This is a genomic window from Paenibacillus sp. IITD108, from assembly GCF_036541265.1.
Classification (GTDB): Bacteria; Bacillota; Bacilli; order Paenibacillales; family Paenibacillaceae; genus Pristimantibacillus.
This window is the reverse complement of the sequence record NZ_JAZHCT010000002.1, coordinates 62,478-87,243: the sequence shown is the minus strand read 5'-3', so window position 1 is coordinate 87,243 and position 24,766 is coordinate 62,478. Positions and strand designations below refer to the sequence as shown.

Sequence of the window (24,766 nt, the reverse complement as noted above, 5' to 3'; positions counted from 1 at the left end):
GTGCGAACATGCAATAAGTCGACTACGATAATATTGACTCTTCTATGTTTGCTGCTGCTGGCAACCGCTTGCACGGGGAACGGACGGAATGCCGCTTCGGATTCGGCGGATTTCCGTTCTCGGCCAACTGAAATAAAGACCGACCCGCAGGTGCGCATGATAGCGGCTGACGAGGCGGTATCCCCCGTATTGCCCGATATGGATGCCGTGATGGAAAATGATAGTCTTCGTTTGTACATCAATAGCCGTACTGCTGAGATTGCGGTGCTTGAAAAGCAAAGCGGTAAAATCTGGCGTTCCAATCCGCAGGGAAGGGAAGAGGATTCGATCGCAACGCCTTATTGGAAAGGCAAGCTTTCGTCTCAGCTTTCGCTTGTGTATTTGATGCACAACGGGCAGACCAAAGAATACGACAGCTACAACGACAGTGTGGCATACCAGCAGTTCGAGATTATTCCCCAGGATTCGGCCCTGACGGTCACCTATCGGTTCGGCAATCCTGAAAAAGGAGTGGAATCGATCCCGTTGCAGTTAACCGCAACTCGGTTTCAAAGCTTGCTGGAGCGGCTGTCTGACGATGCTGAACGCGACGAATTGAAGACTCGTTATCGTTATATTGAAGGTAAGGAAATATGGGAACGACGCGAAATTCCAAAAGCTGTCGTCAAAAGAGTGCTTAATTTGTTCGAAAAGATGGGATACAGCGAGGAGGAATTGCTGCAGGATAATGAAATTGCCGGGGGAGAGGGGGCGACGGCATCGGGAAATCCCAAGTTCACAGCGTCCATAACGTACCGTCTTGACGGCGATTCGCTGGTTGCGACGGTAGACACGACGCAAATACGGGAAGAGACTGCGCTTTATCGGATCCAGGCTGTCGGCATGCTGGAGCAGTTCGGCGCTGCCGGAAACCAGGATGACGGCTATCTGTTTCTGCCTGACGGTTCCGGAGCGTTGATGTCGTTCAACAACAGCCAGTCGGCAGCCCAATCGATTACGCTTAGCTTGTACGGTGAGGATGATGCCCTGGCGATTAAAGAAAAGATTGGGACGAAGCAAGCGGCAAGACTTCCTGTTTATGGTATGAAGAAAAACGATGCCGCTTTTTTGGCGAACATCGAAGAAGGCGACGGCTTGGCTCGACTGCAAGCGGATACTGCGGGCAGAGTTCACGGATTCCATACTATTGCCAGTCGTTTTGTCATCTTGCCTTCCGATGAAGTATCGCTTACACGCGATGATGCGATGATCAAGACTCCTGTACACAGCTATCAGGGCGCGTTGCAGATCCGCTTTCAGTTCTTGAGCGGGGAACAAGCCAATTACACCGGCATGGCGGCTGTTTACCGCGAGTATTTGGCTGACAAGTATGGTTGGACACTACGTGGAGCGGATCAGGATGCACCGTTTTATCTGGAATTGACTGGCGGATTTTCCGAACCTAAGAGCATGCTAGGCATTCCTTATGAAGCGTTTGTGCCGTTAAGTGACCTGGAGAGCGCCAACCGCCTGGTCGACCAGCTTGGACAGTATCAGCTTTCCAATATTAAACTTCATTATCGAGGCTGGTTTAATAGTGGCCTTAAACAACAATATCCGTCTCGCATTCGGCTGGAGCGTGCGCTTGGCAGCCAGAAGGAATGGAATGAACTTGCCAATAAGCTAATAACAATCGGCGGACGCCTATATCCTGAGTTGACGCTGCTGCAAGTGTATGACGGTTCGAAGGGATTCAGCCCGTCGAGGGATGCGGTACAGTTTGTTTCACGACAATATGCCCGCATGTATGATTTTTCTCTCGCGACCTACAGACGAACGGCCTTTTCCCATTACTTGCTGGCGCCGGCGCGTATTGAGAAGACGGCAGAAAGATTCCTGGACCAATATGCCGACTACGGATTTGATGCCATATCGCTGCGTGATCTGGGCGATGTACTCTACTCGGATTTTGCGCGGGGCAAAGAATCGACAAGGCAGGATACAAAGTCGGTTGCCGAAGCGATGATTGCACGCTTTGCCGATCAGCTTGACGAGGTCATGGCGCAGGGCGGCAATGCTTACGCGCTAGGCTACGCTGATCATCTGCTGCACGTTCCGCAAACAAGCAATGGCTATTGGTTGTCGAGCGAGTCAGTGCCCTTCTATCAGATTGTGCTTCACGGTTATATCGATTATGCCGGCAGCCCGTTCAATTTGGCGGACGATCAGAATGTGCGCCTGCAAGTGCTGAAAGCGCTTGAGTCGGGCTCTAATGTGTACTACAGCTGGATTACGCAATCTGCGTCCGTGCTGAAAGATACGGAGTTCAGCTATTTGTACGCACATGATTACCGAAATTGGCTGGATGAAGCCGTTCAATCTTACAAGGAAGTGAACGATGTCCTGCGGCAAGTTCGCGGTCAGCGTATTATCGCGCATGAGAAGATTTCGGAGCGGTTGTACAAAACGGAGTTTGAGCAAGGTGTACAAATTTGGGTCAACTATGGCGACACTGCGGTAACAGTTGACGGCGTCACGATCGAAGCGTGCGATTATGTCGTAAGGAAGGTGAAGCCATGAAGCGAATGATTTCGATCAATCTTGAACGAAAAAAACAACTATATGGCATGCTGTTCGTATTGCCCTGGTGTCTGGGGTTGATTCTGCTGATGGCTATCCCGCTAATCCAGTCACTTTGGTTCAGCTTTAACAAGCTGACGATTACCGAAGACGGATTTCGGCTCGATTACGCGGGTGTCGCCAACTTTCGTTACATCTTCCTGGAGGACGCCTGGTATGTTCGAAATCTGACCAATGTGGTGTTGAATACGGTGTTGGATGTGCCGCTGATCATCTTCTTCAGCTTGTTTACTGCTATGCTGATGACGCAGAAATTCCGCGGGCGGATGTTTGCCAGAGCGATTATTTTTCTGCCAGTCGTACTCACCTCCGGCGTGATCGCCAAGCTCGACAGCAGCGGAATTGTGGCGCAGATGATGGGGGTTGCGTCGCAAGGCATGGACAGTAATTTTGCCGGCATGAAAAGCGTTGAGTTGACACCGCTATTGCTGCAGGCTGGCGTCAGTCCGCTGATCGTCGATTATTTGACCGGGGCGGTAAACAGAATCTATCAGATCATCAGCCTGTCGGGCGTGCAAATTTTGATATTTTTGGCTGGACTGCAGTCCATTTCTGCTTCGCTATATGAAGCTGCCAAGATGGAGGGAGCAACGGGGTATGAATCGTTCTGGAAGATTACCTTTCCGATGATTTCACCGCTGCTGCTGACCAATACAATATATACAATTATTGACTCTTTCTATGATAGCAGCGTGACTAGCATGATTCAGCAAGCCGCGTTTACCAGCTTCAACTTCGGCGTCAGCGCAGCGATGGCATGGATTTATTTTCTCGTCATCTCCTTGCTGCTTATTATTTCGACTTACCTGATCTCCAAGCGAGTTTATTATCAATAATATTATGGGGGTTCAGCTAATGGCACAACAAACGGATTTACCAGATCGTCCAACGGGGGCAGATAGACGCGTCAAGTTTCTGGAATGGAGCACCAAGATCGTGGAATGGAGCAAGCGCTGGCTGTGGATTTTAACGCGAACGGTACTGATTTATGGCATTTGCATCGTCATTTTGTACCCTATTGCGCAAAAAATTTCCTATGCCTTTCGGGCGGAGATCGATTTGTATGACTCTTCGGTTTTGTGGATACCACGAAATTTTACGCTGGACCACTTTAAAGCCGTCTACGCATTGATTAAGTATCCGGATGCAGTGCTTAATACGTTTATTTTAAGCGTCGGTACGTCTTGCCTGCAGTTAATCTCATGCGCGCTTGCCGGCTATGGCTTCGCTAGGCTGAAGTTCCGCGGCAGCGGAATTTTGTTTGGTCTGGTCATCTTCACTATTGTCGTGCCTCCGCAAACAATTATGGTGCCTGTTTATTTACACTATCGCTATTTCGATCTGTTTGGGTTGTATGAGCTGTTTTCCGGCAACAAAGGAGTTAATTTGCTTAATAGCTTCTGGCCTTTTTTCATCTCTTCTATGCTTGCATCAGGCTTGAAGAATGGGCTGTACATTTATATTTTTCGCCAGTTTTTCCGGGCCTTGCCTAAGGAACTGGAGGAGGCTGCTTATGTCGACGGATCGGGTATACTCCGGACTTTCGTGAGGGTGATGCTGCCCAATGCGATTCCTGCCATTGCGACGGTTATGCTGTTCTCATTCGTATGGCAGTGGAATGACAGCTACTTTGTCAATATGTACGCACCGAACTATACGCTGCTTTCCCGCACGCTCGATTTGCTGCCCGGCACTGCGACAGGTCTTCTGGGCGTAAATGCTGCTGCACTCATTTCCATGTATTTGAATGTCGGAGCGCTGTTGGGCTTGACTCCTATTTTTATACTATATTTGTTCGCCCAGCGCTATTTTGTCGAGAGTGTGGAGCGGACGGGAATCATAGGTTAATTAGACTTGCAAGAATCACAAATATATAGATGAAGTGAGGCATAGAGTTCCTATGACTAAAATCGTTTTTTTGCCGCTGGATGAACGCCCCTGCAGCTTGTTGTTTCCGATGCATCTGGCGGCGTGTACCGACCTGCAGATGGTCGCGCCGCATCATTTGCTCGGCATGAAGAAGCAGCCTGCGCCTGTCGCGCAATTGGCGCAATGGGTTGAGCGTGAAGTGATTGGCGCAGATTATTTGCTCGTCTCGATTGATATGCTGGTGCATGGGGGGATCGTTCCATCAAGACTGCATCATGTTACTGTAGAGGAATGTATGGACCGGTTGGCGCTGCTTGAAAAGGTGCGCAAAAATCACCCGCATTTGAACATATATGCCTTCAGCTTGATCATGCGGACACCGCAATACTGTTCTGCCGAAGAGGAACCGGATTATTACGCGGACTATGGTCATTTGATCAGCAGATACTCCTGGCTGAGGAACAAAGAAGAGCGGAATGAATTGTCCCAAGTGGAGCAAGACGAATTTGTACAGGTGCGGAGCAGTATCCCGTCAGCTGTGCTGGACGATTTCATCGGAAGACGCACCATTAACCACGCCATTAATCGGCAGGCGATTGAATATGTGAATGACGGCGTCATCGACACCTTGTTGATCCCGCTGGATGACAATGCTCAATTTGGCTTTTCTGTAAGCGAGCAGCGCCAGCTTCGCCTTCTTGCAGAGCAGTATAATTTGATGGATAAGGTGTTTATACACTCAGGTGCGGATGAAGCCGGCTGTACGCTGTTTGCCCGTGCATTTTGCGATGCCAAGCAGTTTGCACCCGAAGTATTCATTCGCTATTCCTCAACACTTGGACCGTTGACAGTGCCGGATTTGGAGGAGCGCAGTCTGCATGAAGCGGTGAAAAGTCATCTGTCTGCAGCCGGCGGGTACACGCTGGATAACTCACAGGAGGCAGATGCGGTACTGGCTGTACATACGGCCGTCCATTCCGTGATGACTTCGGACAGCATTCATGACTTGCAGGATCGGCATGCCAGCTATTTTACAGAGATTAATATGAATGAGTTTGCTAGTGCGATTGACGGTTACATCCGCAGGGGCAAAGTGGTTGGCTTGGCGGACGCTGCGATTATTAATGGCGCAGATCATTATTTGTTGCAACTGCTGTCCAAGAGGGGGATGCTGAAGGATGTATCGGCATACGCTGGCTGGAACACCATTGGGAACACTCTCGGCACGGTGATCGCGCATATGATTATTGAAGCTTATTATAAGGGACAACCGCACAATGAGTTTGATCGGCTGCATCGCAGCAGAGAGTTTTATGCTCTAAGACTGCTGGAAGACTGGGGCTATCAGGCGGTTATTCGTAAAAAACTGTGTAAAGAACATCCAGTTGGTTTCGATGGTAAAAAATATGTAGACCTGTCCACGATGAAGGAGCAAGTGGATAGCTTCGTTAACAAAGAGATTCAACAGTTTGTGGAGTCATGGCTGACCGATGCAGTGGAAGGGAAAATCGAAGTGCAGAATGTGTATTTCCCGTGGAATCGTGTATTTGAAATCGGATTGGATTTGCAGATTGTCAGATAAGAGTCATGGATAAAGGAAGTGCATCTTTTGCCGGCAAAGCCCCAGTGATTTGTTGGACTTTGCCGGACAAATAATTAACGCTGTTTTTGGGTTCAGGACTTCATCGGCATGGATAACATTCTCTCTTTTCTGTATTGGCCAGGGCGGATATGGAATTCGCGATTGAACACGACGCTCATATATTCGGTATGCTTGAACCCAGTGCGTTCAGCGATGTCGGCGAGCGATAGTTCGGTTTCTTCCAGCAATTGCTTGACCATCTTTAACTTGATCGAAATAATTTGTTCGTGAGGCGTTCGTCCCAGTGCTTTAAGAAAACGGCTTTCCAAGACTCGCCGAGTGACAGGGATGTGATTTAAAATATCCTGCACCTGAATATTCTCGTGAGCGTGTTGGCGAATAAACCTTATTGCTTCGGAGACCGTCTTGTCCTCAACGGCCAGCACGTCGGAGGACATGCGGACCTGAAGCTGGAGGGGGTCGATCAAGTGGATTTCACTTCCAATTCGCTCGCCTGCTATTTGCCGGTCCAGCAACTGCGCAGCCAAGTAACCGGCCTGCTGTGGGTTGGTTTGAATACTGGACAACCGAGGCGTGGACAGATCGCATAAGAGTTCGTCGTTGTCGACGCCGATGACGGCGACCTCATCGGGCACATCGATCTCGGCCAGACGGCACGCTTCGAGCAATTGCTGGCCGCGTATATCATAGCAGCACATGATGCCAACGGGCTTCGGCAATTGCTTCAGCCATCGGACAAGCTCGTTGATGTGGTTTTCCCACGACGCCCCTTGCTGCGCATTGTCACTGGCTGCTTTAAAACTCAGACAATCAAAGCCCTTCGCGCCGAGATAAGAGCGATAGTGCTGGTCCCGATGAATCGACCACTGGAAGCGGTTGTCGCCATAGTAGGCAAAATGTTGGAAGCCGTTCTCCAGGAAATGATCGGCAGCCATGACGGCAATCGCCTGGTCGTTTGTTTCCACGCATGTCAGACCGGGCAACTTGCGCGAGGCGCTTAGATCAATGGCAGGCAGTCCGCTATTCATAATGTAGTCTGCCGTCTCGTCGGTTTCGATGCGTGCCAGGATGCCGTCGCCGTGCCAGTCGCTCAGCCAACTCATATCTTGGTTGTTGCGGCTGATTTCACCCAGGTACACGGACCAGTCTGGATGCTCCTGCAGGTAGCGGTTAATGCCGAGTAGCAGCCCGCGCGCGTATTGGTTGGAGGTTTCGATCAATAAGGCTACCTGCTTGCGCTGTTTCGGAGTGAATATCCTCATTTTATCCATCCTTGTACACTTATTAAATTCGTTAGCTATAGTTAAACAATTTCTAAGTAGATAGCGGAACTATGAAATTGACTCATCGTTATTTTACAATATTTTTTTGCTATATTTCAATGTTAAAAATCTCATTTTGTTAACGGAAATTCGCATCGACTTCTTCGCATTCGTTGTCTATACTGAGACTAAATTATAACATGAAAGGAAGGATCTTATTGCGTGAGAAAATACGTGTAGGCATTGCGGGACTCGGTTTTGGTGCTGAATTTATTCCCATTTATCAGAATCATCCCCAGGCAGAGATGTATGCGATCTGTCAGCGAAATCCAGACAGTTTGCATCAGATTGGCGAGCATTTTGGCGTAAAAGTAAGGTATACCAGCTTTGAGGAAATGATTCAGGATGACAACATCGATGCTGTGCACATCAATACACCGATTCCGGATCACGCCGAGCAAAGCATTGCAGCGCTTAAGGCAGGCAAGCATGTAGCTTGCACGGTGCCCATGGCGACCTCGGTGGAGGATTGCCGGCGAATCGTCGAGGCGCAGCAGCAATCGGGCAAGAACTATATGATGATGGAAACCTGCGTGTATACGCGAGAGTATCTCTATGTAAAGCATTTGCGTGATACGGGCAAGCTTGGAAAGATCCAATTTTTGCGCGGCGCGCATCAGCAAGAGATGGCGGGCTGGCCCGGATATTGGGAAGGGTTGCCGCCGATGCACTATGCGACCCATGCGCTCAGTCCGTTACTGGCGCTGGCTGAACGGGAAGCAGAGTATGTGATGTGTCTGGGCTCCGGACAAATTGCCAAGGAACTTGCCGACAAGTACGGCTCACCGTTCGCGGTTGAATCGGCATTGTTCCGCTTGCGCGACTCAAATCTGGCTATGGAGATCACGCGGTCTTTGTTTGAAACATCTCGCGAGTACATCGAAAGCTTTGATGTGTATGCTGACCGGATCAGTTTTGAGTGGCAGCAGCTTGAAGGTGAGTCGCCGGTGTTGTTTGTCGGGGAACAGGCTGAGCGGGTGCGGGTGCCGGATTATGCAGATCGGCTGCCAGAAGGCATCAGACCGTACACCACGCAAGGGGTGTACGATTTGACCGATCATGTTCATCTCTCGTTCAAGCAAGGTAGTGGACATGGCGGTTCGCATCCACATCTTGCACATGAATTTCTTATGAGTATTGTGGAAAATCGGCCTGCTTTCCCTGATGTATATACATCGGCAAATTGGACAAGCGCGGGCATATGTGCGCATGAGTCGGCTATGCAAGGCGGAGAAAAGGTGTTTCTGCCCAAATTCAGATAGAAGAGATAAAGGATCACAAACTTTGATTAATAAAGGAGAAACCCTAACATGCAGAATACCTCATCTTTAAGAGCAGAAAGCTCTGCTACTGTTATTCGCATCTTTCGGGGCCAGGAATTGACGCCGATTCTCGAACAGCATGCGCCTATGAACGAGCGTCCGTACATTCACCCGATTGTGGCTCCGGACGGCAAGGGCATATTGACAGAAAATGCGCCACCGCATCATCCTTGGCAGCATGGCGTGTATACGGGGTTGAATGATGTAAACGGGATTGGTTTCTGGGCAGAAGGTATCCATAACGATCCGAAGGACGGAAGCTTCAGACCGTTTCCGTTAACACAGGCAACAGCAGAGGCGAACCGGGTTATGTGGAAAGTAGAGGCGGATTGGCTGGATCCTTCCGGTGCAGTGATGCTGAAAGAGACACAAAACTGGGTTTTGAAAGATCACGGGAATACTTACTTCCTGGATATGGAATGGTCGCTTCATGCCGCGACGGATTTGACGTTTGGACAATACCCATACGGCGGATTGTTTCTGCGTATGCCGTTTCGGGATGAGACAGGCGGACAGGCAATTAATAGCGAAGGCCAACTGAACGGGAAAGCAGAGGGTCAACGAGCTCGATGGGTTTCGGTAAGCATGCCGATCGAGGGCAGGGATGATCAGGCGGGCATAGCCTATATGGATCACCCGACGAATACGGATCATCCTGTGCCGTGGCGGGTAGATTACCAGATGGGCATCTCGCCAAGCAGATGTATTGCGGGAGAATGGAAGCTCGCCAAAGACAAAATTGAAACCGCCCGCTATCGCGTGTTCGTGTTTTGCGGCGCTACGGATGTTGAAGTGATAAGCCGGAGTTGGGATGCGTTTGCGGCCCAATAACAAGAGAAAAGAGGAGTGAATTGTAGCATGCGAAGTGTCATTATTGTACATCCTACATTCGACTATGTGTGGTCCGTCGCAGCTGATCATCTGCATGCGTTGTGGCGGGAGCAGGGGGATGTCGAGTTCATAAGACTGCACCCGGATGAAAATCGCATCTTGGGCGAGATTGTTTCCGATCCGGGGAGCGTAATCAGGCTGATTTCTCTGTCTGTAAAAGTGACAAGCGCGTGCCTGGCATTGTTCACGCAGCTTGAGGAGGCGTTTGTGCAGGCCAAGCCGTATGAGGCGACAGACCCGGCATTACTGGCAGCTATGAGCGAGGCGGGGGTTAAGGTTTATCAGCATAAGTCTGAAGGTTTCTGGGGGCAGTCCGTATCGGAGTTTGCGCTGACGCTGACCTTATGCGGATTGCGTCGCATTCCGCAGGCCTATCACCGGATGCTCACCAATTTGGACGCATGGTATTACCCGTACGATCCCGTGACGAAAATCGGTGATCAGATGACGGATGATCTGCGTTTTGCTAATGGTACAGTCGAGGGCAAGCGCGTTCGCATTGTTGGCGCAGGTAATATTGCTTCACGGTATGCCAGCTTTATGCATATGCTGGGCGCAGATGTGGCGGCCTGGGATCCTTACGCCGCCGAGCCTTGCTTTCATCGCGCGGGAGCGCGCCGCGAGTTTCATCTGAACCGTCTGGTTCAGGATGCAGACATCTTCGTGCCGATGGTACCGCTGACCGATCAGACCGAACTGCTGGTAACGGCGGAGCATATCAGAGCATTGCCACAAGGTTGCATGGTCGTGCTTGTCACGCGAGCCGGTATTTGCGATATGGAGGCTCTGCGCGAACGGGTGCTGAACGATGAACTCAGCCTGGCGGCGGATGTTTTCGACATCGAGCCTGTACCGCTGGACGATCCGCTGCTGGGTCGACATAATGTCGTCCATACGCCGCATTTAGCGGGACGTACTGTGGGCGCAAATCAGCGTTGGGGTGAGATGCTGCTGGAGCAGTTTATGCCTCGCTAAGCTTGTCGTGCCGGTAAAAAATTACATTACAACGATGATTCTTTCGAGGAGTAGGTAGAATACTCCCTATTCCTCTTAAAGCCTCTCGTCAAGCACCACGCCCTAGGCGCTGTATGAGTGCTAAGGCATAAGCCAGGTGCAGCAACGATAACCGCTTCTTATCAAGGTAAGACGGCTAGCTATATGGTGAGAGTCAATGCAGCGGGTGGAATTCCATTCACGCTGCCAGTCGAACCGTAACTATATTATGGTATAATTACGATTATATTTTATTTCTATTTATAATGGAGTGAACATCCATGAAGACAGTAAAGCCTCTAGTCATTGCACATCGAGGTGCCTCGGCGGAGGCTCCTGAAAATTCATTAGCAGCATTTATGCTGGGTGTTATGCAGGAATGCGATATGATCGAGCTGGACGTTCATCTTACGAAGGACAAGCAGGTCGTCGTTATTCATGACCATACTTTAGAACGCACGACTAATGGTGTTGGTGAAATTGCTAATCTGAATTATGAAGATATTAAAGGTTATGATTGCGGCAAGTGGTTTAGCGATCAGTATGCTGGAGAATATGTTCCTTTGCTTGAAGAAGTGTTGACGAAGGTGCCAGCAAATGTACAGTTTAATGTAGAAATAAAAGCCGCTGAAACACCAGGCATGGTAAGCTGCTTAATTGATGTTTTAAGAAAAACGGACCGCATCGGAAGCACAGTCGTATCTTCGTTCCACTTTGGCTGCTTGGCGGAGTTGAAAAAACAATTGCCTGAAATCCGCATTGGCTTGCTTTATCATCCTGAGGTTGCGGATTTCAAAAAGTTTGAGGAGGAATCGGGAGTCGAGGTGTTTTCACTCCATCCGCACTTCCCGCTTGTAACGGAATCCTATATGGACATTGCAAATGCCGCTGGCAAAACCGTTTATCCTTGGACAGTTGATGGGGAAGCAGACTTGAGAAAATTCATTGATTTGGGAGTAGCGGGTATTATAACAAATAAGCCAGGTTTTTTAAGAATGATACTGGATAAATAATTACTGGATAAATAGTAACAAGGGTTCTCCCTGAATGGACAAGCCGATGTGGCAGGTACGCGTTGTAGATGTGAAGCGTCGAACGGTTCTGTATGAAAATTCATATACATTGTGCCGTTTTGATGTAGCTCTGACCAATTCTGTATGAAAATTCATATACAATTGTGTTTTTTGAGACATTTTAGCGTATTGTATATGAAAATTCATATACATTGAGCCGTTTTAAGGAAGTTCCGACCAATTGTGTATGAAAATTCATATACAATTGTGTTTTTTTAGACATTTCAGCGTATTGTATATGAAAATTCATATACATTGAGCCGTTTTGTTGTAGCACTGAGTTATGTCCATTAGCACGGACCGTTTCTGTATGATATTTCGAATAAATTGTTACCTAATGCTTCGTTTAAAGTTGCTCTAAATGAGCGAAAACCTGCCAGACAACATTATTGGGACAAAAGACACTTAAAATTGCATACGCATACACTGAGACAACAAAAGATCGCCTCCCTTGATTATTGAGATGGGGGCGATTTTCCTATATTTCCAGCACATTTGTGCTCGTTCCATGAAACCGAGGATACTACAGTATCGGAATCAACCGGAAATTACATTTTTGTAAAAGTTGATGATCAATGGAAAGTGTTCCGTTCTTTTTAATGGCGTAGAAAAAGGGCATCCCGTCATATTCATGACGTATGGGATAGCCCTTCGTTAAAAATATAGGATACTATAAGATCTCATTATATACCTGTTCCTATATTTCACTGAGAAACGGCACATCCTTAGCCGAGGATGTGCAGCGTTTCTTCTTGGAGTCAATGTGAGGTTGTTTTGTTACGGTTTTTCGCATCCTGGTGACGACGGTCCATCTTATCCTGCTGCAATTGCTGTGCATGGTGGCTGTTTACAACAGTTTGCTCCAAATCATCGACAACGCCGCTTAAGTTTTGATCAGGATTGTCTTTTGCTTTTTCCATAATATAAACCGCTCCTTTCTAATTGCAATTATGCATGTGTAAGGGTATGGAGTGCTTGCGCGCACTCGCGAATATGGCGCATATAATCATCAATTAATTGCTGGATCGTGTCTTGATGCTCGTCGACCGAACGTCCGGCTTCTTCCACATCTATAAAATCTACCTTTATTTCACGGCTATCCACGTATTCGACTCTGAAGTCAAAGCTGTACAGTTGATGACCAGCTGCTTCGATCGTAACGCGCAAGGCTTTATTATCTGCTCCATCTGCAATGACAGTAGCGCTGTCCGTTTCTGGAATTAAAGAAGGCAATGTTTTTTGCCAAGCCTCCACTAGCTGCTGCTGATTAATACGCAATTCATCCTGTTTGCTCATCCTTTTCCACCTCCATGACGATAATATGCGGCTATAAGTCCTTTTTTATGTAAGCATTGCATCGTATAATGCAATAAAAAAAGAGCTCCAAGGCTAAGTTAGGCCTGGGAACTCCATTACTGCTCTTCTATTTCATTAAGAAAAGCTGTGTGCTTTGGCTGGGAAGCCAAGGCGTTGTCTCATAATTGGGGTTTTTAGGTTAAGGTTTACGGCAAAATATTGCCTGCAGCAAGGTAAATGGCGTACCATTCCTCGCGCGACAAGCGAATTTCGCTGGCCTTACAGCAATCCAGCAAGCGCTGGATATTCATTGTGCCGATAACCGGCTGCATATTGGCTGGATGGCGCAACAGCCAAGCGATGGCAATCGTCGTATTGCTGACATTGTATTTCTCGGCGATTTCATCAATCTTTTTATTAAGCTCCGGGAATTTATCGCTGCCAAGAAAAACACCTTCGAAAAAGCCGTATTGGAATGGCGACCATGGCTGAATCGTAATATCATTCAAACGGCAGAAATCGAGCACGCCTCCATCGCGATGGACAGCCGCCTCATTTTCCATGTTGACATTGAAGCCGCTCGTTATCATAGTCGCATTTGTAATGCTGAGCTGAAGCTGGTTAGCTACAATAGGCTGCTTCACTGCTTTTTTAAGCAATTGGATTTGCATAGGCGATTGGTTGGAGACGCCGAAATGACGTACTTTGCCAGAGCTCTCCAATTGATCGAAAGCTTCAGCCACTTCCTCGGGCTCTACTAACGTATCAGGACGATGCAGCAGCAAAGCATCCAGGTAGTCTGTATTAAGACGCTTTAATATACCATCCACAGAGGCAATAATATGCTCTTTGGAGAAATCGAACATCCCTTTGCGAATGCCGCACTTGGATTGAATAATTATTTTTTCTCGAATATCGTCATTCATATGTATCGCTTTAGCAAAAATTTCTTCACTAGCGCCGCCGCCGTAAATATCTGCATGGTCAAAAAAGTTTGCGCCTGCTTCAAGCGCAGCTTGAACAAATTGTTCGGCCTGAGCATGCTCCAGCGAATTAATGCGCATACAGCCTACTGCAATGACAGGCACTTCTAGTGTGCTGGTTCCGAGCTTTATCGTTCTCATCAAATAAGCCTCCCTTATTCATTATAATCCTAGGATAGCATTAAGCATGTACGGCTATTATAGTCGCAAAAAAACAGTCCCGCAATAAGTGCGAAGACTGTTTTTGAAGTTATGCATGCTCATGCTCAGGAAGATGCTCGGGCTGCTGTTTAATAACGGAGCCGTCAGCAAGTCTCAGCCATGATTCGAGCTTCCGTGTTCCTTCCGTCAATCGAATGACGCGCCCGCCTCGCAGCATGCCTTCTTTTCCATAGGTGCTATAGCCTGTTGCTCGGCCGTAATAGAGCTGGATGCCATGGTGTGTGCCAAAGAAATCATTCACATGGTCATGGCCGCAGAACGTTGCCATTACATCTCCCTGCTCCAGCATAGCTGAGAAAAATCCAGACTGGATACGGGATGCGCATATGTGTTCATTTTTTTGACCGTAACAGACATTTGTGCGCCACATCATTTCGTACTCAATAAGCGGGATATGGAAAAATGCAAGGGCAGGCAAAGGCTGGCCGTTGTTTCTGGCTTTCCATTCTCTCGATTGCTCTCTGTACCACGCAATTTGGCTTTGGCGAATCCAGTCGTAGCCGTCGACATCAGGATGCTCGGAGTAGGCTCCGGAATCTAAACCATACAGAAGCGCAGCAGTGCTTGCACCATTAGAGCCAGCAATAGGGAGGACATAATTGCCAACACCATTAATATGCTCAGGACCTGGTTCAGAAAGGTTGAATGTCTGCGCTAAAACCTCCGTCATCAGCTGTTCTCTCGTAATTTCGTATTCTGTATCATGATTGCCAAATACAAGCGCCCAAGGTATTTTTCTTTCTTCTACGGCATGAACGGCTTCACGCAATGAGCGGTAAGGATCCTCGCAGCTGCTTGATCCATCTTTATTTTTGCACGCATATATAGTATCTCCCGTAAACATGACAAAATCAGGCTGCTCCGCATCCAGCACCTGCTCCATAGCAGCTCTCGACTGCCTATCTGTTTCGTTTCCATTTTGCCAGTGAATATCTGTGAATTGCACGATTGTAAAAGTTCCGTCTTTGCGAAATTGAAGTGAGTTGACTTGTTTCAATTTTAATACCCCCGTTTCTTTTCGAAATATAAGAATTAATATAATAAGTTTTAATTACTTATCGGCGAAGCCGTTTATCCTTGAAATAAAAGTTATGTGAAAGAAGCGATGATAATTATACCGATAACTACAGCTATTGATGCTGTTATTCTACGTAAGCCTTGAGATTCCTTCAAAACAATCAGCCCAAGAAACGTGCCAAATACAATGCCTACCTCACGAAGAGGCGCCACCATGGATACGGCTGAGTTTTGCGCTGCCAATAGGAAAAGAAAATAGGAGCCTGGCGATAGAATCGCGCCTAGCCAAATAATATTGCTATGTTTGCGTATAACCTGCTTGAGTCGATTACGCTGCAGCACAGATGGTGTCAAACCGAGCAAAAAGCCGATATTGGTTACTTCCAGCAAGGCGAGCGGTGAAATAAATTGAAGATTTGCTTTATCAATGATCGTGTAGGTTGTAATACATAAGCCTACAGAAACGGCAAGCAGTATTGGTTTTAATGCTGCCCGATTGTTAGCAAAGGCCGAAATTGGTCCAAGCATTATGAAAAAGCCCGCAAGCATGCAAAGTATTCCGACCCAGCCCCATACAGGCAAGGCTTCACCTAACAATAAAACGCCGAACGTCGGTGTCAGCAGTGTCGGTGTCCCTCTCATAATCGGATAAACCTGAGATAAATCTCCTGCCGTATACGTGTAGCTTAACAACGCGGCATACAGGCTCTGCATAACTAGGGATGCTCCCAGCAATGCCCATTCTTTGGGACTATAAGAGGCTGCGAGCAGCTCGGAAACAAGGAGCGGCGCCAGCACAATTGTTGCAGGTGCATAGATGGCCCATAGAAATACGGCTTTGTCTGTACTTTGTTTGGCAAACAAATTCCAGACGGCATGCGCGAGGCCGGAGCATAATACAAGAATTAAAGATAGTACAAGGATGAGAAGTCACACTCCTTTGATGAAATAAAGAAAGAGAAAAAACCACACAAAAACAATTAAAAACAACCAAATACAATATAACACGCTATGCTTTGTTTACACAATATTAAAATGGCGTAAGTCAAAGAAGATTTTTAATCTTGCAAATATAGAAATTAGTTTATAGCAATAATCATGGCATTCTCAATTTCTGTGAATGCAAAGTAAAGAAAAGATTAGTCATTATTAAGATATGAATAGTCAGGCGATTGTTAAATATATACAAGGAGAATAACCGCTTACTATTATGTAGCTTAGAAGTCGCCTGCAACTTTTGTAAGCGCTTCAATAGTATCAAGTGTAAACGGGGGGATTATATGCGAAGTAAAGTAAGTCTATTAGTCGTTGTAACATTGTTGGTTAGCTTTTTTCACCAATCTTCGACAGTGAAGGTTGTACATGCCGCTGAAATAACGGAAAACGTCATTCCTAATCCGGGATTTGAGCAAATAACTGCTAATGCGGCTTGGTTAAATGGCGAAGGAGCTGCAGGCTGGGGGATTTGGTTTGCTACGTCAGGAGGAGTCGTTTCCGTAGATAAGGGGACGAAGTATGGTGACAATCAGTCGCTCAAAATTACACACCCAGTCAGTACAGCAAGAACGAATGTTTCTGTAGATAATGGGGTGCCGATCCATGCAGGCGAGACCTATAAATTGAGTGCGTGGATTAAGACAGATCAAGTATCAAACAATGGATTAGTGTTCCGAAGCTACTATTATAAGGATAATGTAAAGGATTCGAACGGCCCATCACAAAAGCTGACAGGCACAAACGATTGGCAGCTTGTAGAGCTGATTGCGGAAGCGCCTGCCAATGTCAATATATTGCGTGTAGAATTTATGCTGGAGACAGGAGAAGGGACCGTATGGGTGGATGATGCTTCATTAGTTCCTTATAAAGCGCCTAAGCTATGGCTGGATCAATCGAATATAACGGCAAAGCCGAATGAGCAGTATACGCTTAAGGCTGAATACCAGCATATTGATGTGACTGAATCACCGCTTGAATGGACTTCATCGGACTCATCCATTGTGGAATTAGATCAACAAGGCGTCATTCAAACGCTGCGCGCTGGCTCGGCGACGATTCGAGTCTCGTCGGCAGAGACAGGGCTGTTCGCGGAACGCACGGTTGTTGTAGAATCGCCTGAAAAGGAGCAAATGATGGATCAGTTTCGTCTGCACTGGTTTAATAAGCTGACAGGCAATGATCTGTACGATTCTAATGATCATGAGATGCATGCCGCAATGATGGAAAATGTAGCGCGGGTAACGAATGGTGAGCAAGAGGGCGTATGGGATAGGCTTGATACGTCACCGTCAAGAACCTACCTATGGGATGATTATGGAAGTACGACGGTATCGGCACATATTACAAATTCTTATAGCCGATTGAAACTGATGGCATTGGTGTACTCCTATAAGGAGTCACCTCTTTATAAGAATGAGCAGTTAAAGGATGCGATTATATCCGGTTTGGACTGGATGTACGATAAACGATACAATGAGCGGATTCCAGCTATATATAACAACTGGTACGATTGGGAGATTGGAACGCCAAAAGTGCTGGGCGATATTATGGTGCTGATGTACGACGAGCTGACTGCAGAGCAGCTTGAGCGTTACATAGCGGCAATCGATCGCTTTGTTCCTGATCCTACGAAGAGAAAGTCTCTGGGCAATTATCAAGAAACAGGCGCCAACCTGCTGGATAAGGCGATTGCGGTAACGATTAGAGGAATTGTAGGGAAATCCGTCTTCAAGGTCATTCAAGGTTCAACCGCTATTGGTCCAGAGTACGCCTATGTAAAAGCGGGGGACGGCGTATATGAGGACGGCTCGCTTGTACAGCATACGAATATCGCTTATACAGGCGGTTACGGTTCAGTATGGCTGACGAACACAGCTGACATGATGTATGTGCTCAAAGACAGCCCTTGGGAAATTTCAGATCCGCAGGTCAATCATGTGTTTGAATGGATTTTTCAGACTTATGAGCCGGTTATTTATAAAGGATTAATGCTTGATATGGTCAATGGACGCGGTATATCGCGCGAAGCCGCAGGCAGTGCCAAGGGGACGATTCTAAGTATTATGCGCCTTGCGGAATCTGCTCCGGATTCGATGTCGCTGGCTATGAAACGCATGGTAAAAGAATGGGTCAGCTACGCCTTGCAAAGCGAGGATTACTACAGTACGATGTCTATTTTTGATATTGTTCGATTGAAAGCGATTATGAATGATCCTGCAATAGAACGCCGCGGTGAACTGGTGCGCAGTCGTGTGTATGCAGGAATGGATCGTGCGATTCATGCTATGGACAACTACAGCTTTGGCGTCAGCATGTTCTCGAATCGCATTTCGGCCTTTGAATATGGGAATGGTGAGAATAAAAAGGGATGGTACACCGGTATGGGGATGACCTACCTTTATAATGATGATTTATTACAGTACCGCGATGATTTTTGGCCGACTGTGGACGCTTACCGTTTGGCAGGAACAACGACGGATGGCTCCTACAAAGCGCCTGTTGCCTGGGCTTCCTATTATAATCCGCGCGAATGGGTTGGCGGGTCATCACTAGAGCAGCTGTACAGTGCGGTTGGTATGGATTTCTCATTGAAGGGCAGTACAGGCAGCTCGCTTGAAGGCAAGAAATCCTGGTTTATGTTTGATAACGAAATAGTCGCGCTCGGTTCAGGTATTACCGGTGGCGATGGCAGAGAAGTAGAAACGATTATCGATAACCGTAAAATAAAAGATGATGCCAGCAATCGCTTTACAGTAGATGATCAGGTACAGGATTTGACCGCTAATGCTTGGGAGGAAACTAAAGATGCTGTACGCTGGGCGCATTTGACAGGTAATGCGGCAGGCAGCGACGTTGGGTACTACTTCCCGGAAACGTCCGAAGCCGCGGCAATCAAGCTGAAGCGCGAGCAGCGTGAAGGCTCCTGGCAGGAAATCAATGATGGACAGGCTGCAGACCGCCGTACGAAAAATTACGTCAGCTTGGCATTCGAGCATGGAAAAAACCCGCATAATGAAAGCTATGCTTATGTTTTGCTGCCGAATAAGGATACGCAGGCAACGAAACAATACAGCATATCGCCAGATGTGGAAATCGTGAGCATGACTAATCAATTGCATGCAGTGAAGGAAAAGGCGCTCGGCATTACAGCGTATAACTTCTTTGCTGCGGCGCAGCATGATTATGTGCGTACAGCACAGCCTGCATCGGTAATCATACAGGAAAAAGGAAATCAATTGACTTTATCGATTGCCGATCCTACTCAGAAGCAGGACAAGATTCTGCTTGAGCTTGGAAAAGAGGTTACTGGTCTTATTAGCAAGGATGATACGGTACGCATCGTTCAATCGTCTCCTTATTTAAAGCTGGAGGTTCATACAGCCGGATCGGTTGGGACAAGCCATACGATTAAGCTTTCATACAAACAAGATAACAATGTGCCTCTTGAAGAGGAAGAGCCTGCTATTAAAATTTCTGTAAGCGAAGATGCTTATGTCAATGCTGGTGATTCCGCGAATAAAAATTTCGGTTCTGTGGGTTATTTAAATATTAAAAACGGACAGGGCAATTATTTGCGCGAAGTATTATTGAAGTATGACATTAGCGAGCTAACGGATATGGATGCGGTCGATACAGTCAAGCTGTTTGTCTATAGCCGAATTAATGACAGTCGCGGCGGCTCCTCGGATATTGGCGTATATAAGACAGATCACAATTGGGATGAGCATACGGTTACATGGGATACAAAGCCGGCCTTTGGCCAGTTGGCAGACCGCATTGCTTTTACAACGGAGCAAAAGTGGCGGGCATTCGATGTGACAGAGGCTGTAAAAACTATGACAGACTTGACGCAGCCAATCAGCTTGGCACTCAAGCAGCTGACAACAGATCTCAGCGCTGACATACGCAGCAAGGAAAATGAGAATGGTATTTATACGTCCTATTTGGAAGTGAAGCTTAAGAAGGTTGAGCCGGTAATGGAGGAGCTTTTAGTAACGGCTCCGTCTACTTTGTTGGCTGGTGAATCGGCGGCAGTAGCGGTTATCGGCCGTTTCAGCAATGACTCACGAACGATACTGACAGAAGGATTAAGCTACGAGAGCAGCAATGACGCTGTAGCTTCTATTACGACTGCGGGTATGCTGCAGACGCACGCGCCCGGAAATACTGTTATTACAATTAAATATGGCGCGCTTACGAAACAGATTAGTGTACAAGTAAAAACAAAAGAATCACCGTATCCGCCGATTATACCTTCAGTGCCAAGCGAGCCTTCGCTACAGCCGGGTCAGCTTGTTATAACAAAAGAGTTGCTGGAGCGGGCGAAGCTAGCGGAAGGCAAGCTGCTTCTGGAGATCGATGATGCGGTTGAGCGAATCGATGTGGAATTAGATCATGCAGCGGGATTAGACAAACAAGATTTAATGATACAAGCGCCTAATGTACAAATGATGCTTCCTGCAGGATGGTTATCTCAATGGAGCAAAAGTGGAACAGGAAAGGCCGACAAGGTTTCTTTGACAATTGAAAATGCAAACAATAACACTTGGGAAAATATACAGTCAGCGGAAGCGAAGCGGCTATATGCGGCCATTACGTCAGCGGCAGCTCCGATCCTTGTAAAAGCTGCCTGGATCGAAAAAGACGGTCAAATAACGGAAATAGCAAGCTTTACGTCGCCGATTATTATCTTTTTTGAAACAGCAGAGGCAATGGACCGTCAGTTAACAGCTGTATATCGGATTACTGAACAAGGCGAGTTGGAATATGTCGGCGGCAAATGGATAGGCGGTAATCTGCAGGCTGAAGTAAACCAGCCGGGAGAGTATATCGCATTATCTTTTGAGAAGAAGTTTTCCGATATTGCCGATTCGCACTGGGCAGCAGCGGTAGTGAAGCAGCTGGCTGCTAAACAGCTAATTCAAGGCGTATCCATAGACAGGTTTCAGCCGGAGCGCTCGGTCACACGCGCAGAATTTACCGCGCTGCTTGTAAGAATGCTGAATATACCGCAGGCAGCTGAAATCAGCTTTACCGATGTACTCGCCACTGATTGGCATTCCCATGAGATTGCCCTTGCGGTACAGGCTGGCATTGTGCAAGGAACAGGCAATGCGCATTTTAAACCGGATGCGGCAATTACACGCCAAGAGATGGCTGCTATGCTGGTTAGGGCATACGAGTATAAGACGAAGCAGAAGCTGGATAAGACAGTGATGCCTGACTTTAAGGATACGCAGCAGGTTCCGCAGTGGGCAGGCACAGCTATTGGACATGCTCAGAAGCTTGGCTTCATACAAGGGCGTGGAGATGGCTTGTTCCACCCGGCTGGACAAGGCACGAGAGCAGAAAGCGCTATGCTGATTTGGAGGTTTTTAGAAATCTCTGATAAGACCAAATGAGCATTTATTCACAAATAGCGACTCTACAGTGGGTGTCGATTAATTGCGGGCAACTATTGGCAAGCAAAAAGAAAGGGGGAACGAAGAGCAAGATTGGGAATGGAGAAGCGGCAGCGTCCGCCTTTGTAGGCCAATTTGATCCTTTACAGAGGTTATTTCATCAAAAAAATTGGATCACAACAGCGGTCGGAATCCCAATCTTGATCGTTAGTGGCACCCCTTTTTATTGCTTGTTGCACTATCTACAATTAATCGACAGTCTCAAACGGCAGCCTAACCGAGGAAATTAACGCGTTTTCTCAAGAAAAATGAATGAAGTAAAGAAATGCGAATGACCGTTTCTGCAGAAATGTATACGATTTCAAATGTTCAAAATATACAGCTCGCCGCGCGTCTTCTAGTATGGAATCTAAGATGCAGCTGATCGCGGCAAGCATCGACACAAGCATTGAATAGCAGGCAAATCGAACGATATGAAAAGGGGAGTACGGTATGAAGTCATTATTTTCAAAGAAAGTAATAGCTGTACTAATGGTTTTGTTGCTGGCAAGCAGTTTGGCTGCTGCGTGTGGCAAGAACAATGCCAATGAAGGCTCGAAAAACAACACAGGCAATCCGGCAACAAACAATGGCGGTTCTAAAGATTCCAACCAGTCATCAGGACCGGCCAATTTGACAGTGTGGCATCCGCTTAACCCGAATGCTCAAGCTGTGGTGCAGAGCCTAAGCGATGTGGCAATGGTACAGGAATGGGAAAAGAAAACAAACGTAAAGTTTAAGTTCGAGCATCCGACTGGAACGAATGCAGATGCACAGCAGCAGTTTGGTGTAATGGTAGCTTCTGGCTCTTATCCTGACCTTATCATTTGGCATATGAGCAACTTCCAAGGTGGTCCAGCTAAGCTGTACCAAGATGGCGTTATTATGAAGCTGAATGATCTGATCGACCAGCATGCGCCAAATTTGAAAAAAATACTGGATGAAAACCCGCTAATTGCAAAGCAGATTAAAGCGGATAATGGCGATATTTATGTATTTCCAAATCTAAAGATCGGCGATCACGGTAAATACAAAACGTTCTCCGGTCAAATGATCCGTGAGGATTGGTTGAAGGAATTGAATCTTGAAGCTCCGGAAACGGTCGATGAGTGGGAAAATGTACTCCGCAAAATTAAAGAGGCAAAAGGAATTTTCCCATACACGTCTGAAAAAGGAACGCTGCTAGGCTCCAGCAGCTCGATGGATTTCATTGGCGCATATGGCATTGGCAAAGATTTTTATTTGGAAGGCAAGCAAGTGCAATATGGACCGCTTCAGCCTGGCTTTAAGGATTACTTGGCACGCATGCAGCAATGGTATAAGGATGGGTTGATTGATCCGGATTATGCATCAAATGATAACGCAGCCAAGGAAGCAAAAATGACTTCAGGCAAAGCGGCAGCGACATTTGGATATATTGGGGGAAGTATCGGTTCATGGCTTCCTGCTATGCAGCAGTCAAATCCTGACGCTATGCTGAAAGGCGTGCAGTATCCTGTGCTTAATAAAGGCGATGAGCCTAAATTTACTGAAACAGGCTGGGATTACAGCAATACAGGCGCACTTCTTTCCAGTAAAATTAAAAACCCTGAAGCTGCGATTAAGGCGCTTGATTATCTGCTCAGTGAAGAAGGCTCGCTGCTGAAAAACTTTGGAATTGAAGGAACCACATACAACATGGTAGATGGCCAGCCGGTATACACAGATCTTATTATGAACAATCCGGACAAACTGCCGGTAGGTCAAGCAATGGCGAAGTACTTTATTGCCAACTATCCATTCCCTGGTGTTGATGATGACCGTTACAATGACCAGTACTATGCGCTTGATGCACAGAAGGATGCAGTTAAAGTATTTGCGCAATATTCCCATAATGCGGCTTCCGTATTGCTGCCGCCAATCGCATTGACGCCTGAGGAAGCATCTGAATACGGAAAAATTATGACAGATATTAATACGTATCGTGATGAAGTCGTTACTAAAATCATTATGGGAACAGCGAAGGTTGAAAGCTTCGACCAAGCCTTGGAGCAATTTAAGAAGATGGGTATTGATCGTGCGATCGAAATTCAGCAAGCAGCTTTTGATCGTTTCCAAAACCGTTAACAGCTAGTGGCGGAGGGCACCCCCTCCGCCAATTCCTTCAATGACTTGATGTTCTGGTCATTAGATAGTACGGGAAGTGAGAGTAGGCCCATGTTAAAAAAATTGAAAAAAGATTTAGTGCAAAATAAGGCGATTTATTTGATGGTGCTGCCGGTCGTATTGTATTATTTCGTATTTAAATATTTGCCTATGTACGGTTCAATTATCGCATTTAAAGATTTTAGCATTCCAAAAGGAATTTGGGGCAGCGACTGGGTAGGCTTTAAAAACTTCCAAACCTTTTTTGACAGCGTTTATTTTTGGCGTGTTTTACGCAATACCTTGCTGCTTAGCATTTATTCACTAGTATTCGGTTTTCCTGCTCCCATCATTTTGGCGATATTGTTGAATGAAATTCGGATGAAGCTGTTTAAGAGTGTCGTTCAAACCGTTACGTACTTGCCGCACTTTATTTCTTTGGTCGTTATTTGCGGACTCATTCTTGATTTCACCAACCGTGAAGGCTTTATTAGCGCCATTATTGAATTTTTCGGAGGTCAGCGAACTACGTTATTATCCGATGCTGCTAATTTCCGAACAATTTATGTAGCCTCAGGCATATGGCAGGAGCTAGGCTGGTCGTCCATTATCTTTTTGGCGGCGATTAGTGGAATCAATCCTGATTTGTATGAGGCGGCTAAAGTGGATGGAGCAGGGAGATTTAGGCAAATGTGGAGCATTACGCTGCCAAGCCTAGTTCCGATTATTATGATTTTGCTCATTCTGCGAATCGGCGGCTTGATGGATATCGGCTTTGAAAAGGTTATTTTGCTGTATAATCCAAATACCTATGAAACAGCAGATATTATTTCTTCCTTTGTTTATCGAAAAGGGATTGCAGAAGGGCAGGATTACAGCTTTACTTCCGCGGTGGGCTTATTCCAAGCGGTTATTAACCTAGCACTGCTTATTAGCGCCAACTGGTTCTCTCGCCGCGTATCCGGGAGCAAGCTTTGGTAGAGGAGGATTTTTGC

The 24,766-nt window shown here is 46.9% G+C and carries 18 protein-coding genes; 12 read left to right on the top strand and 6 right to left on the bottom strand.

What is annotated here, in order from left to right; genetic code table 11:
- Genes V1L65_RS02055 through V1L65_RS02040 form a run of 4 tightly spaced genes read left to right on the top strand, consistent with a single transcriptional unit; the run spans nt 1 to nt 6,070 of the window.
- Nucleotides 1–2,559 carry a DUF5696 domain-containing protein gene (locus V1L65_RS02055; RefSeq protein ID WP_331697401.1) on the top strand — a complete coding sequence of 853 codons (2,559 nt, stop codon included), beginning with the start codon at nt 1–3 and terminating at the stop codon, nt 2,557–2,559.
- Nucleotides 2,556–3,455, top strand: a complete 900-nt coding sequence (locus V1L65_RS02050; protein WP_331697400.1) for a carbohydrate ABC transporter permease — start codon at nt 2,556–2,558, stop codon at nt 3,453–3,455. The genes V1L65_RS02055 and V1L65_RS02050 overlap by 4 nt, the downstream gene beginning before the upstream one ends.
- 19 nt (nt 3,456–3,474) lie before the next feature.
- Nucleotides 3,475–4,467: a carbohydrate ABC transporter permease gene (locus V1L65_RS02045; RefSeq protein WP_331697399.1), complete on the top strand. Its 993-nt coding sequence runs from the start codon at nt 3,475–3,477 to the stop codon at nt 4,465–4,467.
- 52 nt (nt 4,468–4,519) lie between these two features.
- Complete coding sequence (locus tag V1L65_RS02040) at nt 4,520–6,070, top strand: DUF4127 family protein (protein ID WP_331697398.1); 1,551 nt, start codon at nt 4,520–4,522, stop codon at nt 6,068–6,070.
- 92 nt (nt 6,071–6,162) lie between these two features.
- On the opposite strand, the gene V1L65_RS02035 is transcribed toward V1L65_RS02040, so the two are convergent.
- Complete coding sequence (locus V1L65_RS02035) at nt 6,163–7,353, bottom strand: AraC family transcriptional regulator (protein WP_331697397.1); 1,191 nt, start codon at nt 7,351–7,353, stop codon at nt 6,163–6,165.
- A 218-nt stretch (nt 7,354–7,571) separates the two neighbouring features.
- On the opposite strand from V1L65_RS02035, the gene V1L65_RS02030 reads away from it, so the two are divergent.
- From V1L65_RS02030 to V1L65_RS02010, 5 genes are all read left to right on the top strand, one after another.
- Entirely contained in the window at nt 7,572–8,675 is a 1,104-nt protein-coding gene (locus V1L65_RS02030) for a Gfo/Idh/MocA family protein (RefSeq protein ID WP_331697396.1), read from the top strand.
- Nucleotides 8,676–8,723: 48 nt separating this feature from the next.
- On the top strand, nt 8,724–9,566 hold the full coding sequence (locus V1L65_RS02025; RefSeq protein WP_331697395.1) for a PmoA family protein: 843 nt from the start codon (nt 8,724–8,726) through the stop codon (nt 9,564–9,566).
- Between the two features lie 27 nt (nt 9,567–9,593).
- Nucleotides 9,594–10,601: an NAD(P)-dependent oxidoreductase gene (locus V1L65_RS02020; RefSeq protein ID WP_331697394.1), complete on the top strand. Its 1,008-nt coding sequence runs from the start codon at nt 9,594–9,596 to the stop codon at nt 10,599–10,601.
- A 117-nt stretch (nt 10,602–10,718) separates the two neighbouring features.
- A complete protein-coding gene (locus V1L65_RS02015; RefSeq protein ID WP_331697393.1) occupies nt 10,719–10,841 on the top strand; it encodes a hypothetical protein in 123 nt (40 codons plus the stop codon).
- 59 nt (nt 10,842–10,900) lie between these two features.
- A complete protein-coding gene (locus tag V1L65_RS02010) occupies nt 10,901–11,632 on the top strand; it encodes a glycerophosphodiester phosphodiesterase (RefSeq protein ID WP_331697392.1) in 732 nt (243 codons plus the stop codon).
- A gap of 818 nt (nt 11,633–12,450) precedes the next feature.
- Here V1L65_RS02010 and V1L65_RS02005 read toward each other — a convergent pair.
- The 5 genes from V1L65_RS02005 to V1L65_RS01985 all read right to left on the bottom strand — a co-directional run bounded on the left by V1L65_RS02005 (nt 12,451) and on the right by V1L65_RS01985 (nt 16,074).
- Nucleotides 12,451–12,612: a hypothetical protein gene (locus V1L65_RS02005; RefSeq protein ID WP_331697391.1), complete on the bottom strand. Its 162-nt coding sequence runs from the start codon at nt 12,610–12,612 to the stop codon at nt 12,451–12,453.
- Between the two features lie 28 nt (nt 12,613–12,640).
- Entirely contained in the window at nt 12,641–12,988 is a 348-nt protein-coding gene (locus tag V1L65_RS02000) for a hypothetical protein (protein ID WP_331697390.1), read from the bottom strand.
- A gap of 206 nt (nt 12,989–13,194) precedes the next feature.
- Nucleotides 13,195–14,112: an aldo/keto reductase gene (locus tag V1L65_RS01995; protein ID WP_331697389.1), complete on the bottom strand. Its 918-nt coding sequence runs from the start codon at nt 14,110–14,112 to the stop codon at nt 13,195–13,197.
- A 109-nt stretch (nt 14,113–14,221) separates the two neighbouring features.
- Nucleotides 14,222–15,190, bottom strand: coding sequence for a metallophosphoesterase family protein (locus V1L65_RS01990; RefSeq protein ID WP_331697388.1), 969 nt, complete (start codon nt 15,188–15,190; stop codon nt 14,222–14,224).
- A 92-nt stretch (nt 15,191–15,282) separates the two neighbouring features.
- Nucleotides 15,283–16,074, bottom strand: a complete 792-nt coding sequence (locus V1L65_RS01985) for a DMT family transporter (protein WP_331697387.1) — start codon at nt 16,072–16,074, stop codon at nt 15,283–15,285.
- Nucleotides 16,075–16,490: 416 nt separating this feature from the next.
- Here V1L65_RS01985 and V1L65_RS01980 point away from each other — a divergent pair, with 416 nt between their 5' ends.
- The 3 genes from V1L65_RS01980 (at nt 16,491) to V1L65_RS01970 (ending at nt 24,752) form a co-directional block, all read left to right on the top strand.
- Nucleotides 16,491–21,608 (top strand): polysaccharide lyase family 8 super-sandwich domain-containing protein, encoded by a 5,118-nt coding sequence (locus V1L65_RS01980; RefSeq protein WP_331697386.1) that lies wholly within the window; start codon nt 16,491–16,493, stop codon nt 21,606–21,608.
- Nucleotides 21,609–22,100: 492 nt separating this feature from the next.
- Complete coding sequence (locus V1L65_RS01975) at nt 22,101–23,753, top strand: extracellular solute-binding protein (protein WP_331697385.1); 1,653 nt, start codon at nt 22,101–22,103, stop codon at nt 23,751–23,753.
- Between the two features lie 90 nt (nt 23,754–23,843).
- Nucleotides 23,844–24,752 (top strand): ABC transporter permease, encoded by a 909-nt coding sequence (locus V1L65_RS01970; protein ID WP_331697384.1) that lies wholly within the window; start codon nt 23,844–23,846, stop codon nt 24,750–24,752.
- Nucleotides 24,753–24,766 lie beyond the last annotated feature (14 nt).